The 23,972-nt window shown below is 55.1% G+C and carries 19 protein-coding genes, 1 tRNA gene, 1 other RNA gene and 1 pseudogene; 11 read left to right on the top strand and 11 right to left on the bottom strand.

Translation table 11 applies throughout. The annotated features are described in order from the left end of the window. Positions 1–52 precede the first annotated feature (52 nt). From BL107_RS00845 to BL107_RS00855, 3 genes are all read right to left on the bottom strand, one after another. Positions 53–1,090 carry a glycosyltransferase gene (locus BL107_RS00845; RefSeq protein ID WP_009788360.1) on the bottom strand — a complete coding sequence of 346 codons (1,038 nt, stop codon included), beginning with the start codon at positions 1,088–1,090 and terminating at the stop codon, positions 53–55. A gap of 3 nt (positions 1,091–1,093) precedes the next feature. Further along, a complete protein-coding gene (locus BL107_RS00850; protein ID WP_009788361.1) occupies positions 1,094–1,807 on the bottom strand; it encodes a heme oxygenase (biliverdin-producing) in 714 nt (237 codons plus the stop codon). 74 nt (positions 1,808–1,881) lie between these two features. Continuing rightward, positions 1,882–2,415 carry a hypothetical protein gene (locus BL107_RS00855; protein ID WP_009788362.1) on the bottom strand — a complete coding sequence of 178 codons (534 nt, stop codon included), beginning with the start codon at positions 2,413–2,415 and terminating at the stop codon, positions 1,882–1,884. On the opposite strand from BL107_RS00855, the gene BL107_RS00860 reads away from it, so the two are divergent. Beyond that, on the top strand, positions 2,403–3,152 hold the full coding sequence (locus BL107_RS00860; protein ID WP_037988627.1) for a 5'-methylthioadenosine/adenosylhomocysteine nucleosidase: 750 nt from the start codon (positions 2,403–2,405) through the stop codon (positions 3,150–3,152). The two genes, BL107_RS00855 and BL107_RS00860, sit on opposite strands and share 13 nt — an antisense overlap. Continuing rightward, positions 3,149–4,363, top strand: a pseudogene (locus BL107_RS12070) (ChbG/HpnK family deacetylase); the annotation flags it as partial. The gene BL107_RS00860 and the pseudogene BL107_RS12070, both read left to right, overlap by 4 nt. A gap of 12 nt (positions 4,364–4,375) precedes the next feature. On the opposite strand, the gene BL107_RS00865 reads toward BL107_RS12070, so the two are convergent. After that, a complete protein-coding gene (locus BL107_RS00865) occupies positions 4,376–5,308 on the bottom strand; it encodes a glycosyltransferase family 2 protein (RefSeq protein WP_009788366.1) in 933 nt (310 codons plus the stop codon). Between the two features lie 81 nt (positions 5,309–5,389). Here BL107_RS00865 and BL107_RS00870 point away from each other — a divergent pair, with 81 nt between their 5' ends. The 3 genes from BL107_RS00870 (at position 5,390) to BL107_RS00880 (ending at position 10,177) form a co-directional block, all read left to right on the top strand. Continuing rightward, positions 5,390–6,814 carry an NADP-dependent isocitrate dehydrogenase gene (locus BL107_RS00870; RefSeq protein WP_009788367.1) on the top strand — a complete coding sequence of 475 codons (1,425 nt, stop codon included), beginning with the start codon at positions 5,390–5,392 and terminating at the stop codon, positions 6,812–6,814. A gap of 80 nt (positions 6,815–6,894) precedes the next feature. Next, positions 6,895–8,736, top strand: a complete 1,842-nt coding sequence (locus tag BL107_RS00875) for a hypothetical protein (RefSeq protein ID WP_009788368.1) — start codon at positions 6,895–6,897, stop codon at positions 8,734–8,736. 79 nt (positions 8,737–8,815) lie between these two features. Continuing rightward, positions 8,816–10,177: a (Fe-S)-binding protein gene (locus tag BL107_RS00880; RefSeq protein ID WP_009788369.1), complete on the top strand. Its 1,362-nt coding sequence runs from the start codon at positions 8,816–8,818 to the stop codon at positions 10,175–10,177. On the opposite strand, the gene BL107_RS00885 is transcribed toward BL107_RS00880, so the two are convergent. Continuing rightward, the gene (locus BL107_RS00885; protein ID WP_009788370.1) at positions 10,097–11,443 is read right to left on the bottom strand and encodes a four-carbon acid sugar kinase family protein; all 1,347 of its coding nucleotides are present in this window, start codon (positions 11,441–11,443) and stop codon (positions 10,097–10,099) included. The genes BL107_RS00880 and BL107_RS00885 overlap by 81 nt on opposite strands. Positions 11,444–11,457: 14 nt before the next feature. On the opposite strand from BL107_RS00885, the gene BL107_RS00890 reads away from it, so the two are divergent. Then, a complete protein-coding gene (locus tag BL107_RS00890; RefSeq protein ID WP_009788371.1) occupies positions 11,458–12,648 on the top strand; it encodes an FAD-binding oxidoreductase in 1,191 nt (396 codons plus the stop codon). Here BL107_RS00890 and BL107_RS00895 read toward each other — a convergent pair. Together BL107_RS00895 and BL107_RS00900 are read right to left on the bottom strand one after the other, a co-directional pair. After that, positions 12,633–13,481: a galactose mutarotase gene (locus tag BL107_RS00895; protein ID WP_009788372.1), complete on the bottom strand. Its 849-nt coding sequence runs from the start codon at positions 13,479–13,481 to the stop codon at positions 12,633–12,635. The genes BL107_RS00890 and BL107_RS00895 overlap by 16 nt on opposite strands. A gap of 73 nt (positions 13,482–13,554) precedes the next feature. Next, positions 13,555–14,442: an alpha/beta fold hydrolase gene (locus BL107_RS00900; protein ID WP_369791560.1), complete on the bottom strand. Its 888-nt coding sequence runs from the start codon at positions 14,440–14,442 to the stop codon at positions 13,555–13,557. A gap of 36 nt (positions 14,443–14,478) precedes the next feature. Here BL107_RS00900 and BL107_RS00905 point away from each other — a divergent pair, with 36 nt between their 5' ends. Beyond that, positions 14,479–14,796: a hypothetical protein gene (locus tag BL107_RS00905; protein ID WP_009788374.1), complete on the top strand. Its 318-nt coding sequence runs from the start codon at positions 14,479–14,481 to the stop codon at positions 14,794–14,796. Positions 14,797–14,816: 20 nt separating this feature from the next. Here the strand turns inward: BL107_RS00905 and BL107_RS00910 are convergent, their stop codons facing one another. Next, positions 14,817–16,193, bottom strand: a complete 1,377-nt coding sequence (locus BL107_RS00910; RefSeq protein WP_009788375.1) for a cation:proton antiporter — start codon at positions 16,191–16,193, stop codon at positions 14,817–14,819. 287 nt (positions 16,194–16,480) lie between these two features. On the opposite strand from BL107_RS00910, the gene BL107_RS00915 reads away from it, so the two are divergent. Beyond that, positions 16,481–19,003, top strand: coding sequence for a glycogen/starch/alpha-glucan phosphorylase (locus BL107_RS00915; RefSeq protein ID WP_009788376.1), 2,523 nt, complete (start codon positions 16,481–16,483; stop codon positions 19,001–19,003). Positions 19,004–19,076: 73 nt separating this feature from the next. Here BL107_RS00915 and BL107_RS00920 read toward each other — a convergent pair whose 3' ends face one another. The 3 genes from BL107_RS00920 to BL107_RS00930 all read right to left on the bottom strand — a co-directional run bounded on the left by BL107_RS00920 (position 19,077) and on the right by BL107_RS00930 (position 20,068). Further along, on the bottom strand, positions 19,077–19,538 hold the full coding sequence (locus BL107_RS00920) for a hypothetical protein (RefSeq protein ID WP_009788377.1): 462 nt from the start codon (positions 19,536–19,538) through the stop codon (positions 19,077–19,079). A 37-nt stretch (positions 19,539–19,575) separates the two neighbouring features. Then, positions 19,576–19,902, bottom strand: coding sequence for a hypothetical protein (locus BL107_RS00925; RefSeq protein ID WP_009788378.1), 327 nt, complete (start codon positions 19,900–19,902; stop codon positions 19,576–19,578). A gap of 92 nt (positions 19,903–19,994) precedes the next feature. Next, positions 19,995–20,068: transfer RNA gene (locus tag BL107_RS00930), tRNA-Arg, on the bottom strand. Between the two features lie 38 nt (positions 20,069–20,106). On the opposite strand from BL107_RS00930, the gene rnpB reads away from it, so the two are divergent. The 3 genes from rnpB (at position 20,107) to BL107_RS00945 (ending at position 23,965) form a co-directional block, all read left to right on the top strand. Further along, positions 20,107–20,498: RNase P RNA component class A (gene rnpB / locus BL107_RS12060), an RNA gene on the top strand. Between the two features lie 16 nt (positions 20,499–20,514). Beyond that, positions 20,515–21,270, top strand: coding sequence for a ribonuclease III (gene rnc / locus BL107_RS00940; protein ID WP_009788380.1), 756 nt, complete (start codon positions 20,515–20,517; stop codon positions 21,268–21,270). Between the two features lie 937 nt (positions 21,271–22,207). Beyond that, positions 22,208–23,965: a hypothetical protein gene (locus tag BL107_RS00945; RefSeq protein ID WP_009788381.1), complete on the top strand. Its 1,758-nt coding sequence runs from the start codon at positions 22,208–22,210 to the stop codon at positions 23,963–23,965. The last annotated feature ends 7 nt before the right edge of the window (positions 23,966–23,972 follow it).

The following is a 23,972-nucleotide window of genomic DNA, read 5'->3' on the forward strand; positions in this document are numbered from 1 at the left end:
ACAACGCCAGCCTGCTGTGAGCGAACCTAGGTCGATTCAGGTGGGGGACCCATCAGGTTGCAGGCCAGCCGGGCAACCGATCGACCACTCGACGTAACCGCTCCAGGCGTTGCCGCCAGCGCAGTTGCCACGTAGCCGGATTGATCAACGCAGGGCCAGGTAAAACATCCAAGGCATCGAGGTGCTTCAGAGCTGCCCGCCAACTCTCACGTAAACATGTCTCTGTGTAGGGGGCTAAGTCCGTCTCCAGCTGATCAACCTGGGGACGCCATTGCGATGGGTTCCGCACCGCACGCTGAATTCGATCAAGATCAAACTCAAGTCTCCCGCAGCCAATTTGATGGACAGTGCGGCAGGGATCACCGTGATCAGCAAGGGCATGGTTCAAGCTGCTGAACACCACACACCCGCAAGCCAGAGCCTCTAAAGGCGGCAAACCAAATCCCTCGGTCACCCCCCTGCCCCGCCAGTAGTCCGCTGAGTCGTAGAGATACACCGTGGACTGATTAAACAGCTCTACGAGATCGTCGACCCAACCGCTCTGAACCTCCACCCTCAACCCAGCCCGCTGCAGTGCGGGCACCAGGTGATCCAGCACATACGGACTGCTTTTTCGGGCTTGAACGAAAACATCAATCGGACGCGCTCCTTGCTTCCCACGCGCACCTCGCGTGAACCAGGGATCCGCAAGGGCATTAGGGACCAAACAAAGAGGGTTACGCGGAGCCCGTGCTCCCCAATACCCCAACGTGTTTCTGCTCACTGCAAGCACAGGAACACCAGCAGGGAGATCAAATCCGTATCCACTGCTATGGGCGTGGTAGGCAACGCGATGGCCCCGCAAGCGTCGAATCAGTCGAGGGACATCGAAGCCCCAGCTAACAATCCAGAGGATGCTGCGATCAGGTTGTTCGCGTTGAAGGCAGTCGTCCAAAAAGTTGAGATCATCTTGGCGCTGGCGGTACGTGACCACTTCGGTAGCGCAAAGGCCCGCCATCAGGCGGGCCGTCTGCAATTCAACGCTGAGTCCGCCACATCGAAAACGACGACCGGTGCCAGGGACCAGAAAACGAATCAGCCTGGTGGACACAGATCAGGCGGTGGCTGCCTCGGTGCTACCAGTCCGCTGACGACGGGTCAAGAAACCAAACAGAACCTTACCGATCGCCGCCACCAGGTTCCCCTCCAGCTCCTGGAACATTTTCATGTTGAGGTGGAAAGCATTGTTGGCTTCCTCAACGATCCGATCCGCCATCGCTTGATCGATGGGCAACGCATCCATGGTTGAGCGGTACATCGTTTTGAACCCTTTCTCGTCAGCAATATCGTCGAAAATATAAAAACGAAGACCATCGTCTCCATCCATATTCATTGCTTTCTGAGCAATATTTTTCAGAATCTGACCACCGGAGAGATCTCCCATATAGCGGGTGTAATGGTGCCCAACCAATAATTCAGGAGACTCTTTCGCAAGGGCATGAATCCGCTCTACATAGAGTGCAGCAGATGGAGATGGCTGGATTTCTTCCTTCCAGTTCTCGCCGAAGTAATAGGAAAGGTCTTGTGAAAGGGATTCAACCCGATTCAGTTCTTTCTTCCCCACAGGACCAACCACTGGATGCTCTGATAACTGGTCGATTTCCTCCTCCATCGCCTCATAGACGAAATACAGATCTGCAACGAGTTTGCGGTAGCTGGACTTATCAACAACACCCTTGAGGAAGCAGCTCACAAAACCGGTGTTTTCGGCCATCGTGTGGGCCTTTTTCGTGCCTTCCCTGAGTTGAGCAGCAAGTGCGACGGACATGAATGCTATCGAGATCACCAATTCCAAGACCCTATAAGGAGTTTTGGCGCAGTAGTCACGAGCGTTGCGAAGGGTTACGGCTCTTCAAGCCGATGAACCTTTGGAACGAACAAAAGAAACAGATCACGACACATCTGACGCAGTTGTGCTGCCTGCTCCGCTTGCGGTAAGTGAGAACCCTCTGGAGACCAATCCCCCACCGTGGCCAACCGCCAGCGTTCGCCGTCGTAGGTCATCCCGCGAATCAAAACGCCAAGCAGTTTCAGTCCCTGATCACCGTCATTGTTCTGGAAGCGAAGTTGGAAAAGCAGGCTGCGGCATTGCAAACGCGGACTCCAACCAGGAAAGTGAAACGAGAGGTCGAGCGATTCGGGTTCATCCCACTGGCGGGTTTGGGCGTCATCCCGCCAAGGTTGCAGGTTCGGCTTTGCAGCAGGGAACTGCTCTCGCACCAAAGTGACGATGGAGGCCACCGCCCGCATTTGCGCAACGCTTCGCACTGACTCGCCCGCGTTCACACCACGCTTCCGACTCCTCTCATCCTGCAGGGGTCGGCAAGGGGCCGCCGTTACGGTTGCGCCAGGTTCACAAATCCATGGCACGCGCATTGCATATCGGTGTTCTGGGTGCCATGCCCGAAGAAATCGGCTCTGACCTGGGCCATCTCCAACAGCTAAAGAGTGAACAGCATGGTGACCTCACCATCCATCACGGGACCTGGGGAGAAGGCATCCGCCTCAGCCTCGCCTGGAGCGGATGGGGCAAGGTGAGCTCCGCTCGAGCGGCAACCCGACTGCTGAGTTCTGCGCCCGACATTGATCTCTTGCTGTTTACGGGCGTGGCCGGCGGCGCCGATCCATCGCTCAAGCAATGGGATGTGGTGCTTGCCCATGCCGTGGTGCAACACGACATGGATTCCAGACCCCTCTTCCCGCGGTTCACCTTGCCAGCGCTGAATCGGGCCCAACTGGACCCCGACTCCAGCTGGTTGACCTGGGCCTCCACAGCCTTGGCGGAGGCTGATGACGCCGGAGAACTCGACGGCTTTGGAACACCAAGCACCGGACTGATCGCCACCGGAGACCGCTTCATTGGCGATGCCGACGTGCTGGATGCCCTCCGCGAAGCATTACCTGGACTTAGGGCCGTGGAAATGGAAGGTGCTGCCGTTGCACAGGTCGCCGAACAGGAGGGCATTCCATGGCTCGTGCTGCGGGTGATTTCTGATGGAGCCGACGCCAGTGCAGCCCAAAGCTTCGGGAACTTCATCAAGTTGTACGACCGCCGAGCTTGGTCTCTTCTTCAGGCACTGTTGTCACGGGTCGACCAAGCACCTGAACGATGAACAAAACAAGGTTGTTGCAGCGGTTGGGTCGCTATGGAGCCGTGGGGATTATTGCCGCGGCCGTTCACGCCGGAATTCTTCTGCTGCTCAGCCAGTGGATCTCCCTCAGCCTGGCCAACCCGGTTGCCTTTCTAGCGGCCTCTCTCGCTGGTTATGTGGGCCATGCCTTGGTGACCTTCCGGGAGGATACCGGTGGCAAACACTTTGCCCGCCGCTGGCTAGTGCTCCAATACGCGGTGAATCTGAGTGTTTGCGCCCTGCTGCCCTTGATCCTTGGGCCATGGGTGCACCCGATGCTGCGCACCGTCGTATTGGTGTTCACGCCGACGGTGCTCAATGCCCTTATTTGGAGCCGCGCAGCGCAGTTCAGCGCCCGACAACGGACACAAGCCGGAACGCCACCGTTGCTCCATGCCGATGACCTCGGCCTCGGCGCTGGCGTGGACCACGCCATTTTCGATCTCGTCCAATCCGGCCGGCTTGATGGGGCCAGCTTGTTGGTGAATGGGCCCACCGCCAAGACAGCGATTGATACCTGGCGTCAACTGCCGCACCCTCCAGCGCTTTGCCTCCATCTCTGCCTCACGGAAGGCCCAGGGGACTCCACTACTGCCGACTTACCAACCAGCTTTGGACGCTTGCTCCTGGCCTCATGGTTGCCGTGGCAACGCCGCAGACTGAAACCACAAATTCGGCGCAGCCTCCGCCAACAGATCGGTCGCTACAAGCAACTCACTGGAGCAAACGAGATTCATCTGGATGGCCATCAGCATGTCCATCTGATCCCAATAGTGCTGGACACCGTGCTGGGTCTGGCCCAGACCGAACAGGTGACCTGGATTCGAACAACAGCGGAGCCTCTACCAACCGACTTGCCGCTCAAGCTGTGGTGGGCCTGCGTCCGCCAAGGGGGATTCTTGAAATGGTTTGTGCTGCAGTGCCTCACCAAGCTCGCCAAACCGAAAATACGGGCCGCGAACGTGGGGACAAACGGAAGCTTTGCCGGGGTTCTGTTCACCGGTCGCATGACTGGGAAGGCTCTGGAGTGCTGTTGGCATACCAACCATCGCCAACAGACCTCCGGGACCAGGTCAAGAGCGATGCTGCTGATCCACCCCGCTCAACCGGGAAACATTGATGCCATGCAGGAGCAGCAATTCACTGAATCGTTCGTCTTCTTCTCATCGCCCCAGAGACAACACGAATGGCAAGCCATAAAAGACCTATCGATAAACACCCCGCACGAAATAATGAGGCCTTCGCTTGACGTCGACATAAATCCGACCGATGTATTCACCCAGTACCCCAATGCCAATCAGCTGAATTCCACCAAGGAACAAGATCGCCACAATTAATGAGGCATAGCCCGGCAAATCGGCACCCAACACCAAGGTGCGCAACACAATCAGGGCCGCATAGACAAAGCTCAAAAGAGAAATCAACGCACCGATCACCCCCCACACTTTTAGGGGTCGCACCGAAAACGAAAAGATGCCATCCAAGGCATAGCGCCAGAGCTTGATCGAATTCCAGGAGGTCTGGCCCCCAGCACGGGCAACCCGGCTGTATGGAATCTCCACGCTGCGATACCCCGTCCAGGGCATCAAACCCTTGGAAAAGCGTGTGGCCTCACGCATTTGCGTGATGGCGGCCACCACTGGAGCGGACAGCAAGCGGAAATCACCCGCTCCTTCCTGCAACTGAATGGAATCCACCAGTCGATTGAACACCCGATAAAACCAAGAGGCCGTTGCCACCTTCAGGCGGGATTCTTCGTCACGATCGTCACGAACAGCAGTGACCACCTCAGCCCCTTCACGCCAGGCCGCCACCATTGCCGGAATGCGTTCTGGCGGGTGTTGCAAGTCTGAATCAATCAGCACTGCTGCTGCACACTCACCATCAACGTGGTCCAGACCGGCCAACATCGCTGCCTCCTTTCCGAAATTCCTTGTGAGCTCGAGGAGCACTACCCCAGCATCTGGATGCTGCGCTTGCCACTGACGAATGACGGCCACCGTGGCGTCGGACGAACCGTCATCAATCAACAGCAAACGATCCACCTCTGGCAGTGCGATCACCCGCTCGATAAAGCGAGGAATCACCGTTTCTTCGTTGAAGCAGGCCGCTACGACCCAGAGAGCATTGCCAGCCATCACACGCCTCCGGTTGGGGCTGAACCGTAAAGCCACCCCGCTCAGTCATAGGCTCCAAGGGCTGAAGCGCGATCACCCGCCATGGTCAAGTTCGAGAAGCTCACTGCCCCCAGCACAGGCACTGCGATCCGCTTCGAGAACGGTGCACCCGTGGTTGCCGACAATCCGATCATTCCATTTATCCGAGGTGATGGAACGGGGGTGGACATTTGGCCCGCCACCCAAAAAGTGCTCGATGCAGCTGTCGCGAAGGCTTATGGCGGGACCAAATCCATTGAGTGGTTCAAGGTGTATGCCGGCGACGAGGCCTGTGACTTATACGGCACGTACCAGTACCTCCCTGAAGACACCCTGGATGCGATCCGCACCTATGGGGTCGCAATCAAGGGTCCCCTCACCACCCCCGTGGGAGGCGGCATCCGCTCCCTGAACGTGGCCCTGCGACAAATTTTTGATCTCTATTGCTGCGTGCGGCCTTGCCGCTACTACGAAGGCACCCCTAGCCCCCATAAGCGTCCCCAAGACTTGGACGTGATCGTTTACCGGGAAAACACCGAAGACATTTACATGGGGATCGAGTGGGAAGCGGACGATGCCGTTGGCCAAGAACTGCGCCAATACCTCAACGACGTCGTGATCCCAGCGAACGGAAAGTTAGGAAAACGACAGATCCCCGAGGGATCTGGCATCGGGATCAAACCCGTGAGCAAGAACGGCAGCCAGCGCCACATTCGCAAGGCGATTCAACATGCGTTGCGGCTTGAGGGCAACAAGCGTCACGTCACCCTGGTGCATAAGGGCAACATCATGAAATTCACGGAAGGTGCCTTTCGTGACTGGGGCTACGAACTCGCCACAACGGAGTTCCGTGATGTTTGTATCACTGAACGCGAGAGCTGGATCTTGGGCAATCTGGAGAAGGATTCAACGCTGAGCGTGCAAAACAACGCCCGCATGATCGAGCCGGGATACGACAGCCTCACTCCCGAGAAACAATCCGTTCTTGATGCCGAAGTTCAGGCCGTGATCGATGCGATTGGAAGCAGCCATGGCCAGGGGAAGTGGAAGGACATGGTGCTCGTTGACGACCGCATCGCCGACAGCATTTTTCAACAAATTCAGACCCGACCCCAGGAGTATTCGATCCTGGCCACCCTCAATTTGAACGGCGATTACATCTCGGATGCCGCTGCAGCGATGGTGGGTGGTTTGGGTATGGCCCCCGGGGCCAACATCGGCGAGAACGCCGCCATTTTTGAGGCGACGCATGGCACGGCACCAAAGCATGCGGGCCTTGATCGAATCAATCCGGGTTCAGTGATTCTCAGCGGCGTGATGATGCTCGAATTTTTGGGTTGGCAAGAAGCAGCCGATCTAATCACCAAAGGGCTGAGCGCCGCCATTGCCAATCGTGAAGTCACCTACGACCTGGCACGTTTGATGGAGCCTCAAGTGGATCCCGTGAGCTGCAGCGGCTTCGCGGATGCCGTGATTCGTCACTTCTAATCAGGCCAGAGGAGCGTCCTCGCTCCGCAAGAATGCCGACTCGCAGAACAAAAACCAGTCATATCGATCGTCAACGCGCCATGAGCGATCAACCGAACGCTGTCGAAGGATTAAGCGGCGATATAGCCCTGCGGCGACTGTTGATCGCGCTTTTCACCATCAGCAGCTTGGGCATGGGCTGTTGGCTCTGGATGCAACACAACAGGGCGTTTCTTCCCCTACCAGACTCAAAATCCGGAAGAGCCCTTCTTCGCCAGTACCAGGAGCTCACCCATGACATCTGGTTGATTCTGCTGCTGCTTGCAGTGGGATATCTGATCAACAGGATTTACGTCAGCAGACAACGAGAGGCATATAAAAGCGACCGCACTTTTCCACATCCGGTGAAATCCTGTCTGCGATTTTTTCGCAACAACCCCATCACAACAGTCCTTCTCATCGCTTACATCATGGCGATGATTTCAGGCACAACCTATCTCTACAAAGATATGTTTGGCTGGTATCCAGACCTGGTGAAAGGATATTTTCTCGACAACTTCTCTGTGCGAGACAGCTTCATTTCAGAGACGATGCGTCGTACGGACTATCGCTTCTTTCCCCTCGCCCATCAGGATCTTCACATTCTGAGTTGGTTCAGCATTCATATCAAAACCTGGATGCTCTTCAGCGGAGCGGAGCTCATCGGCATCATTCTTTTGAGCGTTAAATTCCTCAACAACCTAGAAGAACGGTCATCGGCGAAAGCATCAACCATACTGTTAATGACATCACTACTACTCATTCACCCCTCAACGGGAACAGCTTTTTTTCACGTTATTTACTGTGAAAGACTACTGTGCCTGATATTCGTGCTCTACATCAATGCATACCTAATCCATATCAAGACAGGAAGCGATTCATCGTTCTATACGACACTCCTATGGGCCCTAATTGGGATCTATATTAAAGACATTGCTATTCTACTATTCATCATACCGCCCGCAAGTATTTGGGCCAGAGAGATATTCAGAATTCAGCCTAAAGACGAGCAGCGCGAGCCCATTCGTGCACCAATTGAGCGAAACAAAAAACTCGAATATTGGCTCTGCAGTCTTTCACTACTGTTCATCACAAGCTACATCGTTTTAGCCTTGATTCCCAGCAGTTATGCATCCGAAGGGGCCTACAATGAAAATGCTGCATACAACATTTTTCTTGACCTACGCTTTTACATTTTTGCACTAATTGCAATATACCGAGCAATCGGAATCACCAACAAAAAGACCCAATTCCATCTCCTCGATGCTATCAATCTCTCGGGCTTTGCATACGCATTCGCCCTTGCCGCTACATATGAATTCGACGCGAGCAGCTACCTTGCACTCCCTTTTCAACTGATTGCAGCCATCAATATCGCCTGGGCATGGACCTTACTGATAGAGAGATATAGAGACCAGAGCGCCAGGGAAAGGGAAAAAATTATTGGAGCCATTCTTACATCTATAGCTGTTATCCTCGCTGATCATCGGATAGCTAGAGACACATTTATCAATAACACCATAGAACAAAAATTCGAACAGTCTTACATTCAATTGACCTACGAAAAACTGGATAAAACCAGTCGAGAAATCCGCGAATCTGGCGATGACGTAAACATCATCGTCAATAAAAAATCAAGATTTTCAGTCAAGCGTCACTTAAATCGAATCCCCTACAGCTCTTTAATTGAATACATGCCAAATGAAAATCAATTTATTATCAAAGACGGCGCCCACAAAGGCTCCATCTACATACCGAAGGTCGGCGATCTAATTGCGAACCTTGACAAAAACATCAGCCTGATTGAGCCAATCCTGAAAAATCTCGAGACGGACCTGATCTACCAGCACAATCCCAGCGAACGAACCGGGATTATCCGCAGAGTCACGGCTATTCGGAATTGAAGTTCTCGCAACGGGTCAATCAAGAACATTTCCTTGTCCTGGACAGCCGTTCACTGGCCGAGGAAGCCAGACTCCCTCAATGAGCGAGCCACTCAGCGCCGACCCCACGTCAACCACATCTCTCCCGGGCTTACCCGCAGGAGCCGCCGATCCCTGTGTGCACTGCGGATTTTGCCTGCCCACCTGCGCCAGCTATCGCGTTCTGGCCAGTGAGATGGACTCCCCCCGTGGCCGCATCCATGCCCTGCGGGCGATCGAAGCCGGTGAGCTGGAACTCGACGCCACCGTTGCAAGCCACTTCGACACTTGCTTGGGCTGTTATGCCTGCGTCACGGCATGTCCTTCTGGCGTCCGTTACGACCAACTGATCGAAGCCACGCGACCGAAACTCAACAACGCCAAATTGCGCAGCAGCTGGCAAATCAGTTTTCGTCAGTTGCTCCTGCAGGTCTTGCCCTACCCACGCCGGCTTCGGGCTTTGCTCCAGCCGCTGCGGCTTTACGCCGGCACCCCCATCCAGACCCTCGCCCGCCGCAGTGGCCTAACCCGCTTGTTTGGCCCAGGGATCGAAGCGATGGAACAGCTGCTGCCCTCCCTGGCAGCCAATGCCTTCGACGACGCGATGCCAACGGTGAACCCTGCCATCGGCCCTCGCCGCGGCCGAGTGGCGCTGCTGTTGGGCTGCGTCCAACGCTGCTTCGATCCGTCGGTGAACACGGCCACGGTGAGCGTGCTTCAAGCCAATGGGTTTGAGGTGGTTCTCCCCCCCGAACAGGGCTGCTGCGGTGCCGTGAGTCACCACCAAGGGGAGATGGAGCTCACCCGCCAGCTGGCTTCAGCGCTTGTTGACAGCATGAATGCAATCGAAGGAGAGCTAGACGCCGTGCTGGTGGCAGCCTCCGGTTGCGGCCACACGATGAAGGCCTATGGCGAAATTCTGCACAACAACAACGGCTTCCGGGCACCGGTTTTGGACGTGCATGAATTTCTCACCAACGTGGGATTGAGCGACAGCTTTTCGGCCCAACTGAAGCCCATCGCCAAGGCAGTGGCCATGCATGACGCCTGCCACATGATCCACGGCCAAGGCATTCAGCAACAGCCACGCGCCCTTCTCGCCGCCATCCCCGGACTAGAGCTCAAGGAACCCATGGAAGCAGGCGTCTGTTGCGGAAGCGCCGGCATCTACAACCTGGTGCAACCGGAGGAAGCCGCAGAGCTGGGAACAATCAAGGCAGACGACCTCAGCAACACCGGGGCAGCGCTTGTGGCCAGCGCCAATATCGGTTGCACCATGCAACTTCGCCGGCATCTGCAGGGACGGCAGCCGGTTCACCACCCAATGGAACTGTTAGCGGCATCAGCCGGCTTGCATCCGCTGCCAAGCCTCACACAGGCTGCTGTCGGTGCCGAGATTGCCGGGGAAGGTGACGATCGGTAGCGCCTGCGCGACACCCGCTGAAGGGCGCACAACCGATAACCCCGGCATCAACTGACCTTCCAGCTCCACCGCCTCCAAATCCAACCCATCTGCCAACAAGGTTTGGGTGGTGATCCCACCCTTGCTAATCAGGTAGCCCAATCCCGGTGCCAAGGCCCTAGCGAGACGCCCCATCAGACGCGCGATGGTTTGACACATCAAGCGCCCCGCCGACGCGCTCGCCAATCTGATCTCACCGCGGCTGGTGAACAACACCGGCGTTCGGCCCGACTGGAGCAGGGCTTGAAGTTGCTCGCACCATTCCCGCTCCAAATCCGGCAACAGCAGGTCGGGCGATCCACCGTCCAACACCCGAGCAATGCGGCGCACAGGCAGTTCAAGGCCAATGCAGCGAGGATCCTCCAGCAACCGCATGAGCTGCTGATCAGCCAGGGGAACATGGGATCCCACCATCACCAACCCAGGCAGCCCCTCCCCGTTGGGGCCGCGTCGTCGCAACCGAGCTAAGCCATTCGGATCCAACGGCTGGGGACCAGGGTCGGCCAGAGCCTTCACCACACTGGCCGCTGAACGGAAAAGAAACCGCCGTTCGCCTTTCAAGGCCAGCACAGCCGCCGCCAGGGCAGCCAGCTGCGATTGATGCTCCGCATCCACCACCACGGCGGTATTCCCTTGCAGGGCCGCTAAGCGTTGGATCAAGTGGGGCATCTCCCCTGCTGAAGCCTGATCCAGGTCTTCGAGGCTGACTTTCACCACATCAGCTGCACAGATGGCACCAGCACTCTTCTGCTCCAGCCACTGAGGGAGATCACTCGTGCTGAAGCCGAACAAACGATCCTTGGCAAACGGCGTGGTGTGGACGGGCTCCCCATAGAGCAAGTGCACACCGTTCACCGTGGTGCGCCCCCCCTCAATGAATGCCGGCACGTGCAAGGTGGCCGCAAACGGACCAAAACAACGCTCCAAAACAGCTGGCTCCACCACCCCATGGCCACGCAGGGTGGAATCGCCCCGGCTCACGAGCTGAATCTCCGAGCGGTCGAGGCCTTCCTCCGTCAGAGCCACTTCTAGGTTGGTGACGATCTCCCGGTTGCGTTGCGCTGCGGCCTCTGGTGTCAGGGAGCGCGTGTCGGCCAACACAAACAGCAACGGCGAGCCATGGCGCAAACCACGGCGCAGTGCTTGAACATCCCAGCGCAGCAGCAGCAGACAGCTATGCACCGCCTGCGAACCGGTGGGGTCGTCGTCGATCACCACAACCTTCATGGCACCATCGTGCCGTGAGCCATACCCCTGCAACCCGAGCGGAGCTGATCAACCTGGTGCGCCAGTGGCATCAAGACTCCACCCCCTGGATCCCCAGTGGACACGGAACCCGCTTGGACTGGGGACCCGCACTGGATCCCGACCATTCGGTACTCAGCTGCCAACAGCTCAATCAGGTGATCGACCATGCCGTGGACGATCTCACCATCACCGTGGAGGCGGGACTCCCCCTTGTGGACCTGCAACGTTTACTCGCGGCGCAGGATCAGTGGCTGCCGGTGGACTGGCCCCGCGGCGGTGAACCGATGACAACAGATCGTTTGGACAATGGATCTGCAGGAAGTATTGGCGGGCTCATCGCCCGCGGGATCTCCGGTGGCCTGCGCCAACGGCACCTCGGCATCCGCGACCAAATCATCGGGATTGGGCTGCTGCGCAGTGATGGAACAGCCGCCAAAGCCGGCGGTCGCGTTGTCAAAAACGTGGCTGGTTATGACCTGATGCGCCTGCTCTGCGGAAGCTGGGGAAGCCTGGCGCTGATTACGGAGGTCACCCTGCGGGTTCAACCGATCCGCCCCGCCCATGCGGGCCTCCTGGTGACCGGTGTGCTTGCCAATCTGGAAGGCTTTCGAGCTGCGCTACTGCTCTCGACCCTGACGCCAGAGCGCTGTGATTGGCAGTGCCCTGGGGATGGCAGCTGGGCACTGCGACTGGTGCTGAGCAGCGTGTCGGACCAAGCCGTGCTGGATCAGCTCACCCGGATTCAGGCCCTCGCCACAGAGCATGGCTTGCAGGCCGAAGCCAAGCCATGCAGCTCGCCGCTGGATGTGGCGATGCTGTGCCATAAGCCAGACCAGATACTGCGTCTGGTGCTCCCCGCCGCAAGCTTGCATCAATTAATCGCCAGTGAGGCCATGACCTCCCTCAAAGGTTGGTCTTGGGAGCTGGCAGCCGGAGCCGGCTGCGGCGATGGCTGGTGCAGCAGCGCCGCACCGGCCTTCCAAATCGAAGCCCTACGCCGCCAAGTGGCATCCCTTGGCGGACAGTTGATGGTGCTGGTGCAGCCAGGAGATCAACAGGTATCTGCTTGGACGGATACACCGGCACGGCCGGTGATTGAAGCTGTCAAACGGCAGTTTGATCCACGACAACAACTCAGCCGAGGACGGCTACCCGGGGTTGATCAGTTTCAGACCAGGGCATAGCGACAGGAGAGGGTCTGCTCACCCCCAGGCTGCAAGACCAATTTGCGATCACCGCTCACCAGGGACTGACGCGGGCCGGTCCAGGGTTCCAGGCACACCATTTTGCGAGGAGGCTCCGTCCACACCACGGTGAGGTCCATCGGGTCTTGATGCTGAAGCTGGAGCTCCGCCCCTGTTGCATCGTCGATCAAAGTGACAGGTCCAGCCGGACGGCACAAAAAGTCCACGCCCTCTGGAAGCCGAGTCAGCTGAGCGGCGGTCTCCGCATCGGCCATCTCCAAGTGATTCAGGCAGCGGGCTGCCAAGCCTGTCAAACGGGTTTGGGAGAGGTCGCTGATGTTGAAATACGGATGCAACCCAAAGCTGAAGGGCATCTCCGCAGAGCTGCGGTTCTGAATGGTGGTTGTGATCTCCAACGCCCCCGGCGTTGGACGCACATCCATGGCGACCTCAAACGCAAATGGATAAGCCTTCAACGTGTCCTCCGTACTGGTCAGGCTGACCCGCACCCCTTGCTGGTCGTCGAGAACCTGCAACTGCCAAGGCAAATTGCGGGCAAAACCATGCTGCTGCAGCGTGTGGTCTTGACCATCAACCCGGAGCAGATCCCCAGGCAAATTCCCACAAATCGGAAACAGCACAGGGATACCGCCGCGAATGCTGTTCGCTGGATTGGCGTAACGCTCTTGATCGAAATAAACGACTTCGCGCCCCTGGCAGCGCCACTCGCTCACGATGCCGCCGCGTTCGGGAATGATCCGGAGGCGATCACCTGTTTCAGGATGCACAAACTCCCAGTGCGCATAGGGCGCGGATTGCTGCGTGAGAGTCATCGGCGTCGGCCAAAACAGAGAGGGGTTGCACTAAACGGCCTAGCGCCGGGATGAACCTTTGGCAGCAGATCTCTCAATTGAGTTCAGCCAGCCACTCCTGCAAAGCCGCGTTCACTTGCTCCGGAACCTCATCGTGGGGGCAGTGTCCGGCATCCAACACCACCTCCTTGGTGGCTTCTGGGGCATGGCGTTGGAAGGTGGAACGACGCCCCGGAGCATTGATCCAGGGGTCACGGATGCCCCACAGCAGCAGCAAGGGAGCCGTGAGCTCGGCAAACAATTCATCCAAGGGCTGACCACTGGGAATATCGAACACGGTGCGAAACACCCCGAAGGCACCAGGGTCCATGGACGGGCGTCGGATCGCCTCCACCAGCCAGTCGTCCACATTGGTTTTATCCACATACACCTGGTTCAAGGTGCGACGGATTGTGGCCGGACGGCGCAGGTTCTCGAACAGGATTCGTTGAACCACTGGGCTCTTCAACAAGGCTGTCCCAATGCTTTGCCGAGCGATGGCACCCCATCCCTTGGGAGGTCTTTGTTCGTCACTGAACGGGCCAGCTGCATTGAGCAACACAACACCAGCGCAGTCCTGACCAAGGGCCGCACCCGCTGCGAGGGCTGCAAACCCCCCAAGGGAATTACCGGCGATCACCGTTGGTCGCCCAATCCGTTCGTGCACATAGGCCACAAGCTGATCACGCCAGAGGGCGCCGCCATACGAAAGGCTGGCCGGCTTGGCACTGCGGCCAAAGCCGAGCAAATCGATGGCATGGACTGGATGGCTGCGGGACAACACAGGGATGTTGTACCGCCAATGGTCCGTTGACGCTCCAAAGCCATGGACCAGCAAAAGAGCAGGACGATCGGATGGGATCGGCTGATCCGGTTCCTGACACACCGTATGGACGGCATGGCCGAGATGGCTCCAGGGACTGATCTCCACAACAACAGGCAAGTGGCGCGATGCTAGGAAGCTCACGCCAAAGTTCGAATGCAGGACTACATCGCCTTTGGTGGACCACTCGCCGATCCATCGGTGTGGCGCGGTGCTCTGCTCTGGGCCATCGCTCTCTACGTCCCCTTAAGCGGACCCTTGTCTGCCTTTGAGGCCAGTCTCACGGACAGTCCGCTCTCAGAGAAGTGGCGTCAAATCACCTTGGTGATCAGCAGCCTGCTGTTGGCCCTCGGTGTTGGCGTAGTGACCCAGCTCATCGCCAGCTGGGCCCTTGGTCCAGGCTGGGCCTCCAGCCTGGGATTCATCGCGATTGGCTGGAGTTTGTTAATCATCGCCGCCTCTCGAGCGGAATAATCAAAACCCCAACGGGTTGGTCATGACGACCCACCAAGCGGATCTGCCGCAAACTCCTCGGGCACCTGATTGCCATCCTCTGGCGGCTTGTCTTTGAGAACCAACCGCAACAGCACCGGTGCCAAGAATGTGGTACCAATCACCATCAACAGAATCGCTGCTTCCAACCCTGGACTCAGCAATCCAGACGCCGTGCCGAGGCCAAGGAAAATTAAGCCCACCTCGCCGCGGGGCATCATTCCAAGACCCACCACCAGATGATTGGTGGGCTCTTTGCCAAACACGGCCCACCCGGCGACCACCTTGCCGATGACGGCAACAACAAATAAGAAAGCCGCAATCACCAAGGCCGATCGAGCCTCTGGATCAGAAGGGTTGATCACCGAAAGATCCATTCCGGCTCCCACCAACACGAAAAATACGGTGGCAAACAAGCCAACAATGGGCGTTACCGCCGCTTGAATCTCATGCCGGTGCTTCGAAGTGCTGGCGATCAAACCAGCGGCGAAGGCGCCGAGGGCCGCCTCTAAACCAATGGCTGTAGCTGCAAAGCAACTAGCGCCCAACAACAAATAGGAACCCACCAATTTGCCGCCGGGGGCATTGAGCTGATCAATCACCCAATCAAAGGCTGGGGCTGCCTTACGGCTGAGCACCAACGCCACCACCACGAACAAAACAGCCGCAACGACCAACTGAATAATCGGAGCGATATCGAGGCTGCCACCAGCACCCAACGACACCACCACCGCCAGAATCACGATGCCGAGGATGTCATCCAGAACAGCGGCGCCGATCACAATCTGACCCTCGCGGGTGCGCAGATAGCCCAGTTCTCCAAACACGCTGGCCGTAATACCAATGCTGGTGGCCGTCATCGATGCCCCCGCAAAGATGGCCGGAATGGCATCGACGTGGAAAATGCTCATCAGGCCAAGCGTGCCCAGGGCAAAGGGCAGCACAACGCCGACGACCGCTACCGAGAAGGCCTGCTTCCCGACAGCCATCAACTCATCCAGCTCACTTTCCAGACCCGTTAGGAACAACAGGGAGTAGAGGCCAAGAGTGGCCACAGATTGGAGCGCCCCAAAACTCTCGTTGTACAAAACCGATACTTCCGCAGCGGGAATGTGCGCCATGCCGGCAATCACATCGGCAAACGCTCCGCTGAGTTGAACTTGCGTTTCAGGGGGAACCAACAAGTGGAGCCCTGAGGCGCCAATGATCACACCAGCAAGCAGTTCACCAAGAATGGTGGGCAGCTCGAGCCGCACCAAAATTTCCGAAAGAGTGCGGGCTCCAACGAAAATCAGAACAAAACGCAGAATGCCGATCAGCGTTTCGGCGACCTCCAGGTCATGACTGCTGATTTCGCTCAGCAGTGAGGGGAGCAGCATCGTGGCTGGCAAATCTGAGCCGACCTTAATGGTGAATCTTCCATTGGACTGTCCATCGAGTGGTCCGTTTGGAACGGAAACAACCGGAACAGGGAGATGGCTGCAATGCGACTCAACCTTGGTGCGTGATGTCTTTGATCCCCTTCATGGAGGGCTTAGACGGCTAGCAACGATGGTCTCGATGCTTCGCATATCAACAATTACTGATGCACATTTGGCCTTAGCTCATCAGCATCAGTGCAATCAGCTGCCCGTGGGAGCTGCCGCTCTCTCAGATATTCGTCGTCATGACTGCGTCCAAACCCTTCGATCTACGCCTGCCAACCCCTGGTTGTCACAACGATCCTGAACGTGTGGGCCTCGACGCAAAGGGCGTGTTCGATGGCATGACAGAACATTTGTTCTTCACCCTCGGCAAACTCGCATCGACCGCCAGTCGTCACGATTTGTACATGGCCTTGAGTTATGCCGTGCGAGATCGCTTGATGGTGCGGTATCTGGCCACCACCGAAGCGATGCGCGCGAAACCGCAGAAATCTGTGGCCTATCTCTCCGCTGAATTCTTGATCGGCCCCCAGCTGAATAGCAATTTGCTCAACTTGGGGATTCAAGAAGAAGCCGAAGAGGCGCTTCGCAACTTCGGCATCGAATCGCTGCAGCAAATTTTGGATGTGGAAGAAGAGCCTGGTCTTGGCAATGGTGGCCTCGGGCGGCTGGCAGCCTGCTACATGGACTCCTTGGCAAGCCTGAAGATTCCAGCCACGGGATATGGCATTCGCTATGAATTTGGAATTTTTGACCAGCTCATTCGTGACGGCTGGCAGGTAGAAATCACCGACAAATGGCTCAAGGGGGGTTGGCCCTGGGAGCTGCCCCAACCCGATGAATCGTGCTTTGTGGGCTTTGGCGGCCGCACCGAGAGTTACGTCGATGAAAAGGGCAACTACCGATCCCGCTGGATTCCTGCGGAGCACGCCATTGGCATCCCCCATGACGTACCAGTCCTTGGTTACAAGGTGAACATCTGCGATCGCCTGCGTTTATGGCGGGCTGATGCCGCCGAAAGCTTCGATTTTTATGCCTTCAACATCGGCGATTACTCCGGTGCCGTTGAAGAAAAGGTGGGAAGCGAAACCCTCTCGAAAGTTCTCTATCCGAACGATGGAACGGATGAAGGGCGTCGCCTTCGTCTGAAGCAGCAGCACTTCTTTGTGAGCTGTTCGCTCCAAGACATGCTGCGCAGCCTCGACCATCGCGGCCTGAGCGTCGAAGACTTTCCGGAGTATTGGACCGTTCAGCTGAACGACACGCACCCAGCGATCGCCGTCGCGGAACTGATGCGTTTGCTAATCGATGATCGCCATCTGGAATGGGATCGGGCTTGGGACATCACCTCCCGCTCAGTCGCGTACACCAACCACACCCTGCTGCCTGAAGCCCTGGAGAAATGGGATCTGAACATGTTCAGAAGCCTGTTGCCCCGCCATCTCGAGCTCATCTACGAGATCAACCGCCGCTTCCTGCAACAGGTGCGCCTGCGCTACCCCGGCAATGAAGCCATTTTGAGCCGGCTTTCGATCATCGATGAAGATGGAAACAAGGCCGTCAGGATGGCCCACCTCGCCACCATTGGTGCCCACCATGTAAACGGCGTGGCCGCGCTCCACTCCGATCTTGTGAAGAGCGATTTGCTGCCGCAATTTGCTGCCCTGTGGCCAGACAAGTTCACCAACGTCACCAACGGCGTTACCCCCCGGCGTTGGATGGCCCTCGCCAACCCTGAGCTCAGCACCTTGCTCGACGAGCACGTGGGCAGCGATTGGATCTCCAACATGGAGAACCTACGCAAGTTGGAAGAACGCCAAAACGATCACGCCTTTCTTGAGCATTGGGCCAGTACCAAGCTCTCGGTAAAACGCAAACTAGCCAGCTACATCCACCGCAACACTGGTGTTTTGGTGGATCCTTCCTCCCTGTTCGATGTGCAGGTGAAGCGCATTCATGAATACAAGCGCCAACACCTGAATGCTCTGCAAATCATCACCCAATATCTGCGCATCAAAAATGGGCAAGCTGGCGACATGGCACCGCGAACCATTTTGTTTGGCGGAAAAGCCGCTCCCGGCTATTACATGGCGAAGCTGATTATTCGCTTCATCAATGGCATCGCTGAAACAGTGAATTCCGATCCGGATATGGACGGTCGACTGCGGGTGGTGTTCCTACCGGATTACAGCGTGAAGTTGGGTGAGCAGGTCTATCCAGGATCCGATCTCTCGGAGCAAATCTCCACAGCGGGTAAAGAAGCCTCCGGCACCGGCAACATGAAATTTGCCATGAACGGCGCCCTCACCATCGGAACCCTTGATGGCGCCAATGTTGAAATCCGAGAGTTAGTGGGTGCAGACAATTTCTTCCTCTTCGGCAAGACCGTCGAAGAGATCAGCGCGCTGCGGCAGAGCGGCTATCGCCCTCGGGATTTCATCGACGCCATGCCCGAATTGCAGGAAGCCCTCCACCTCGTGGAAATGGGTCACTTCAGCAACGGCGACGGAGAACTGTTCCGCCCACTCCTGGATAACCTCATGGGCCACGACCCCTTCTACGTGATGGCCGACTTTGCCGATTACGTGCGAGCCCAAGACGCGGTGAGTCTGGCCTGGAGTGATCAGATGCATTGGCAACGCATGTCTGTGCTGAACACCGCCCGTTCAGGCTTCTTCTCATCCGACCGGTCGATTAGGGAGTACTGCCAAAACATTTGGAACGTTGATCCGCTCAACCTGGAAATCACCTGCGACGCGCGTTGATCCATTTAAAAAGCCCTGGTTCAACACCAGGGCTTTTTTAAGAGTCGAACAGCTTCAAAACAGAATCGACTTATCAACGATCAGGAAAATCCGTGGTTTGGTGCAGCAGACGATTGAGGCGTAAACGATCCACATTCAGCGGATCTGGTGCCAATTCGCCGGCCAATTCGCGGAATTTTTGCTCGATCTCCTCCGGGACTCGCACATCGAACACGCGCTCCATCAAGGCCTCAATAGAGAACAGGTGAGCGTTGATGTTCTCCAAATCAGCGATGGCCTGCTGGATCGTGTCAGTGGCTTCCTCCGGTACCGCCGAAGAACTCAGCGGTGTGGGTGCCGCTGATTCAGCGGGCTGCCGGGGAGCATGCTGCTTTTGGAGTTCTTCCAGAACACGACCGGACAACGTGCGGAACGACTGCAGCGCCGCCCAATTCAATTCTTGCTGCTGACGCAAGGTGGGAGATTCACGGATGAGCCGATCGTGCTCCCTGTAGAACCTCTGGCAGTCCGGGCATTGGCAGGGCTCGTCCGGCACCGCAGTCCCTCTTAGTCGACCTCCACTATGACACCCGTTAAGCCGCCTCAGCGCCGCGGTTGTCGCCAGCATCAGATTGACCCGCGTCGATCACCCCTGGGAGAGGGATCTCAATCGACGACACCACTCCAATCACATCCCTGAGTCGCATGGAATCGGCGAACCAGCCCATGGCCTGCTCCGTATCACCACGCCCTTCCGCATCGCTGGCCTGGTCTTCATGAGCTTCAGCCAGTAACGCCAACCAACAAAGGCAACGCGCTTGGACAACCGACAAATCAAGATCTGCAGGCTGAGAATCTGAGATCTGTTCGCTTTCCTGCTGAACAAGAAGTCGCAAACGAAGGTCGTGAAGCTGGGTCATGGCACCCGCCTGAGTGCGCTAACACTAGCGGTGGTGAACGATCTAGCCACCCCACCAGATGTAGCGTTGGCTACCGGCAGAAAAGCTCGTGACGGGGCTGGCGGGACTCGAACCCACGACCTACGGTTTAGGAAACCGTTGCTCTATCCGGCTGAGCTACAGCCCCAGATTCCTTAATTATGCCAACGAGGCATGATGAGGGCTGAAAGCAGGCGAGGTGGTTGCAATTGAATTGTTCGCGATTCGATTGAGGAAAGTCCGGGCTCCCCGATGGCCAGGCTTGCTGGGTAACGCCCAGTGCGGGTGACCGTGAGGAGAGTGCCACAGAAACACACCGCCGATGGCCGGTTCGCCGGCACAGGCAAGGGTGCAAAGGTGCGGTAAGAGCGCACCAGCAGCATCGAGAGGTGCTGGCTCGGTAAACCCCGGCTGGGAGCAAGGCCAAGGAACGATGGCTGGCCATCTGCCCCGTTCCGCTCGTAAGCGCCGCTCGAGGCCGTCGGTAACGGCGGTCCCAGATAGATAACCACCCACCCTCTGCAGACCAACCTCTGTGGAGGCGTGAACAGAACCCGGCTTATGCCCTGCTTTCACCCCTAATCCAGTTGAGCGTTGGACAGCACACGAACAAAAAACCTGCTGGAGCTACTGCGGGCGATTGGCCTGCAAGAGCTCAACTCGTCCAAGCTGATGAACCTGGTGGACGAAGCGCTCACCCACATCTCGGCTGGCCGAGGCAAAAACTTTGAGCGATTGGAATTCCTAGGCGATGCCGTGCTGCGTCTAGCCGCAACGGAATTCATCGACCATCACTACCCCAACCTCCCTGTGGGAAGCTGCTCAAGCTTGCGGGCCCAGCTCGTAAGTGACCGCTGGCTCACACAACTGGGAGAGAAACTTCAGCTCGAGTCATTTCTGGTAATTGGACCCAAAGCTCTGGGGGATGAAGCGGCCAGAGCAACTCTGCATGCCGATGCCACCGAGGCGCTGATCGGTGCGATCTATAGCGGTAGCGACAACAACTTGGAGCCCATCCACCAATGGCTGACGCCCCAGTGGCAACAAACCACAGCCGACGTGTTTGCTACGCCCCATCTATTTAACGGCAAAAGCATTCTTCAGGAATGGAGCCAGGCCGAAGGCCTCGGCTTACCGAACTACATAACCACTGAGCAAAGCTGTCGCCATGGCGATCCAGAACGGTTTAAAAGCCACGTACAGGTGGGAACACGACTAGGCGCAGATGGCTTCGGCCGTTCTCGAAAATATGCTGAGCAAAATGCCGCGTCTAATGCGGTGCAAAGTCTTCATAACAACGCAAAAATTCTTTCTAAAGACAGGACAAGTCAAGGAGCAGATGAGTCTTAACGGGCCAGGCAGGAGAAAAATCAACGAGAACATAACCTGAGGGACCCACATCTAAATGTCAACCTGAAATTATATTCATTGACTTCTACAAGAGATGGAAGCGCAATAGCAAGACAATATTAATGCACACATACACTTAACTAATGCTACTATAGAAGATTGACTTAAACCAATTAGTCAGAATCGACAGAACTGCTAAGTATATCAATAGACTAGAACTTCAGAAGGCTGATTAGACGATTTAACAAATTTAGGCATCTTGATGATGAGGTCTTCGAGAGCTTTCTTCTATGGAAATCATCAAGATTCAGATTAAAACCAAGCTCTCTGGCCGTATCAATTATTTCATTTGGCTTTGCCCCAGAAAGCCTATAACGTAGGAAATGATCGTGCCGACGACGAAATCTAAAAGCTTTGAATTCCCGCCTTCGCCTGGCAAATTTAGGCATAGTCGGCTGGTTAAAGCGTGATGATCTGACTATAATAGATCAACAATACAAAAACTATAAATTATAAACCCTAGGATCGCCAGACTGAGCAAGAGCGAATATTACATTGAGCATACAATAAAGCAGAGGTAAGTACGCAGGGGGGAGGGCAAATAAAAATTTAAATAGTTGATGAGTTTTCTGCATAGATACTTAACATCACTAGAGATAAATTCGAACAGAAATATAAATGATTTGCATTAAATGATATATACAGCAGAGTCAGAAGAAGGCTCTTGAACGACGACCAGTAGAAAATGAAACCCGAAGGGGAACCAATAATGTTTAGAACCATACGAGAGATTCTTTAAATTTATTGAAATAACAGGTAGAACTTAAAAATATAAATCAAAAATCTAGAATTAATCAGAACAGAACGAATGAGGAATATGGATTGACTAGCACAAGCACAGCTGTAGCTTAGAGTTGGATTAATTGCGTACTGGCAGATGCTAGCGGAGATTCTTAAAACTAACCCTGTTGAACATCTTGGATTCAAAGTTACTCTAAAGAACTTGAGCATCACAATAGATAAATTCTCGTTTAAAGGAGTGGTTGATAAAGTTGAGAATTTATCGCCAACAGATCTTTCACTTGTACTAAAGAGTGGCAGTCAGACCTGGACTTTTAAATGTGACAAGCACGAAAATCAATTGACTTTTGGGGGAGATCTATGCACAAAGGACTTGGATCTAGATGTTTTATTCACGTTGTGCTTTAACAATATTCAGTATCCATGGCTTGAAATGAGGCTTGAGATGACGCAACTTGAAGAAGTTACGCAGTGGTCAAGCTATTTTAGCGGACATGAAAAACTACTGCCTAACGTAAATCTCGGAAGACTTGCAAAGCACATCTTGAATTCCGCCGAAATTATTTACGCAGTAAAGCCGACAAATAAGTTTAATATTTTCTGTGAACGTGTAAAAAGTATAGATTTTGTTGTTCGTATGGCTCAACTACGTCGACATGGACATTTCCCAGCCATCATCAAGGAAGAAGATGGTGTTGTTCTTGCAAGCAGACTTGTTTCGGCCTGGAATGTGCTTTTAATTCAGGACGCTGGCCAACGTCTATTGGTCTTCCAGGGAGTGAGCAGTTGTGATGCTGTTTTTATTCCAGGAATGAATACATTAATCATTGTTTGCCATATAACACAACAACAAATCTTGCAGTGCTTGAGAGAACTGGGACGCACACCTGAATTTTTTCAAATTGTAAGGCCCCGTAAGTTTCTCGGTTATCTCGTTGGACATTCGCGTCCATACCACTGTAACTATGATTCACTTCTCGCTCTTCAGCATATTCGAGAAGAAGGTGAGCTGCTTCCCGAGGATGCGCTGTACTCCAAGAATGACGAAGCTTTCATCGATTTAGGTTCTGGATTAGGGCTGAAGCAAAAGCATCAATGCAAATCCAAAGGCTCTATAAATAATATGACCGAGGCCGAGAGTGGATATCTGTTGAAATTAGGGTCATGGTTTTGGTGCTTTCAAAAGCCCGATGCCCGCTCTTTGGAACATGCAAATAATGTGGATCAATCACTACGTCAATTTGCTAATACTAATTCAATTATTGCGAATTCTGGAGCATTAGATTTCATGGAAGAATGCCAACCGCTTCTATGGGTAGGTATCACAGGTCAAAAGCGTTATTGGCTGGAACAAATCGAAGGCACTGTGAATATCTTAAACACTCTCTATGAACATTACCCAAAAATTGGAGTTATATTCGACGGTTGGACACCACCACTTAGTAGCTCGAATTACCATCGCTCGGAAGCACGCAAAGACAGTGACATTATTAACAAAATAATCAAAAATCTGACATTTCGTAATCATGGACGATTCGGTATTATTGCAGGGCAGCCAATGTTAGAAAAGATTCGAGTTGGCATGTCAGTAGACCTTTTTATGGCTAATTACACTACTGGTTCAGTAAATGTTGCGAGAATATGTCAAAAACCAGGAGTCGGCCACATGAGCCGCAAGATGGCGAATCATAAGTCTCAGCACATCCATCATTATACGAGAGAAATTGACATGCTACTTGTACAAGATCAAGACGATTCGCAGGCTCTTGCAGGGTACATTAACTACAGCTTGCCATGGCAGGCTATCTACAATCAATTAATCAATATTTTAGATGATTTAGATATTAAATCTTCGATACCGATAGAGCCACTGGCTATACCAGTTCAACCTTGACACTTGA

It is taken from the genome of Synechococcus sp. BL107, from assembly GCF_000153805.1.
GTDB lineage: Bacteria > Cyanobacteriota > Cyanobacteriia > PCC-6307 > Cyanobiaceae > Parasynechococcus.

Coding starts and splice junctions, on each gene's coding strand:
- BL107_RS00945 (WP_009788381.1), top strand. CDS start 22,208: ATGCTAGCGGAGATTCTTAAAACTAACCCTGTTGAACATCTTGGATTC.
- BL107_RS00855 (WP_009788362.1), bottom strand. CDS start 2,415: ATGCGCGTGCCATGGATTTGTGAACCTGGCGCAACCGTAACGGCGGCC.
- BL107_RS00875 (WP_009788368.1), top strand. CDS start 6,895: ATGAGCGATCAACCGAACGCTGTCGAAGGATTAAGCGGCGATATAGCC.
- BL107_RS00870 (WP_009788367.1), top strand. CDS start 5,390: ATGGTCAAGTTCGAGAAGCTCACTGCCCCCAGCACAGGCACTGCGATC.
- BL107_RS00850 (WP_009788361.1), bottom strand. CDS start 1,807: ATGTCCGTCGCACTTGCTGCTCAACTCAGGGAAGGCACGAAAAAGGCC.
- BL107_RS00885 (WP_009788370.1), bottom strand. CDS start 11,443: ATGAAGGTTGTGGTGATCGACGACGACCCCACCGGTTCGCAGGCGGTG.
- BL107_RS00910 (WP_009788375.1), bottom strand. CDS start 16,193: ATGCTGCTCCCCTCACTGCTGAGCGAAATCAGCAGTCATGACCTGGAG.
- BL107_RS00860 (WP_037988627.1), top strand. CDS start 2,403: ATGGCACGCGCATTGCATATCGGTGTTCTGGGTGCCATGCCCGAAGAA.
- BL107_RS00895 (WP_009788372.1), bottom strand. CDS start 13,481: ATGACTCTCACGCAGCAATCCGCGCCCTATGCGCACTGGGAGTTTGTG.
- BL107_RS00925 (WP_009788378.1), bottom strand. CDS start 19,902: ATGACCCAGCTTCACGACCTTCGTTTGCGACTTCTTGTTCAGCAGGAA.
- BL107_RS00915 (WP_009788376.1), top strand. CDS start 16,481: ATGACTGCGTCCAAACCCTTCGATCTACGCCTGCCAACCCCTGGTTGT.
- BL107_RS00905 (WP_009788374.1), top strand. CDS start 14,479: ATGCAGGACTACATCGCCTTTGGTGGACCACTCGCCGATCCATCGGTG.
- BL107_RS00865 (WP_009788366.1), bottom strand. CDS start 5,308: ATGGCTGGCAATGCTCTCTGGGTCGTAGCGGCCTGCTTCAACGAAGAA.
- BL107_RS00880 (WP_009788369.1), top strand. CDS start 8,816: ATGAGCGAGCCACTCAGCGCCGACCCCACGTCAACCACATCTCTCCCG.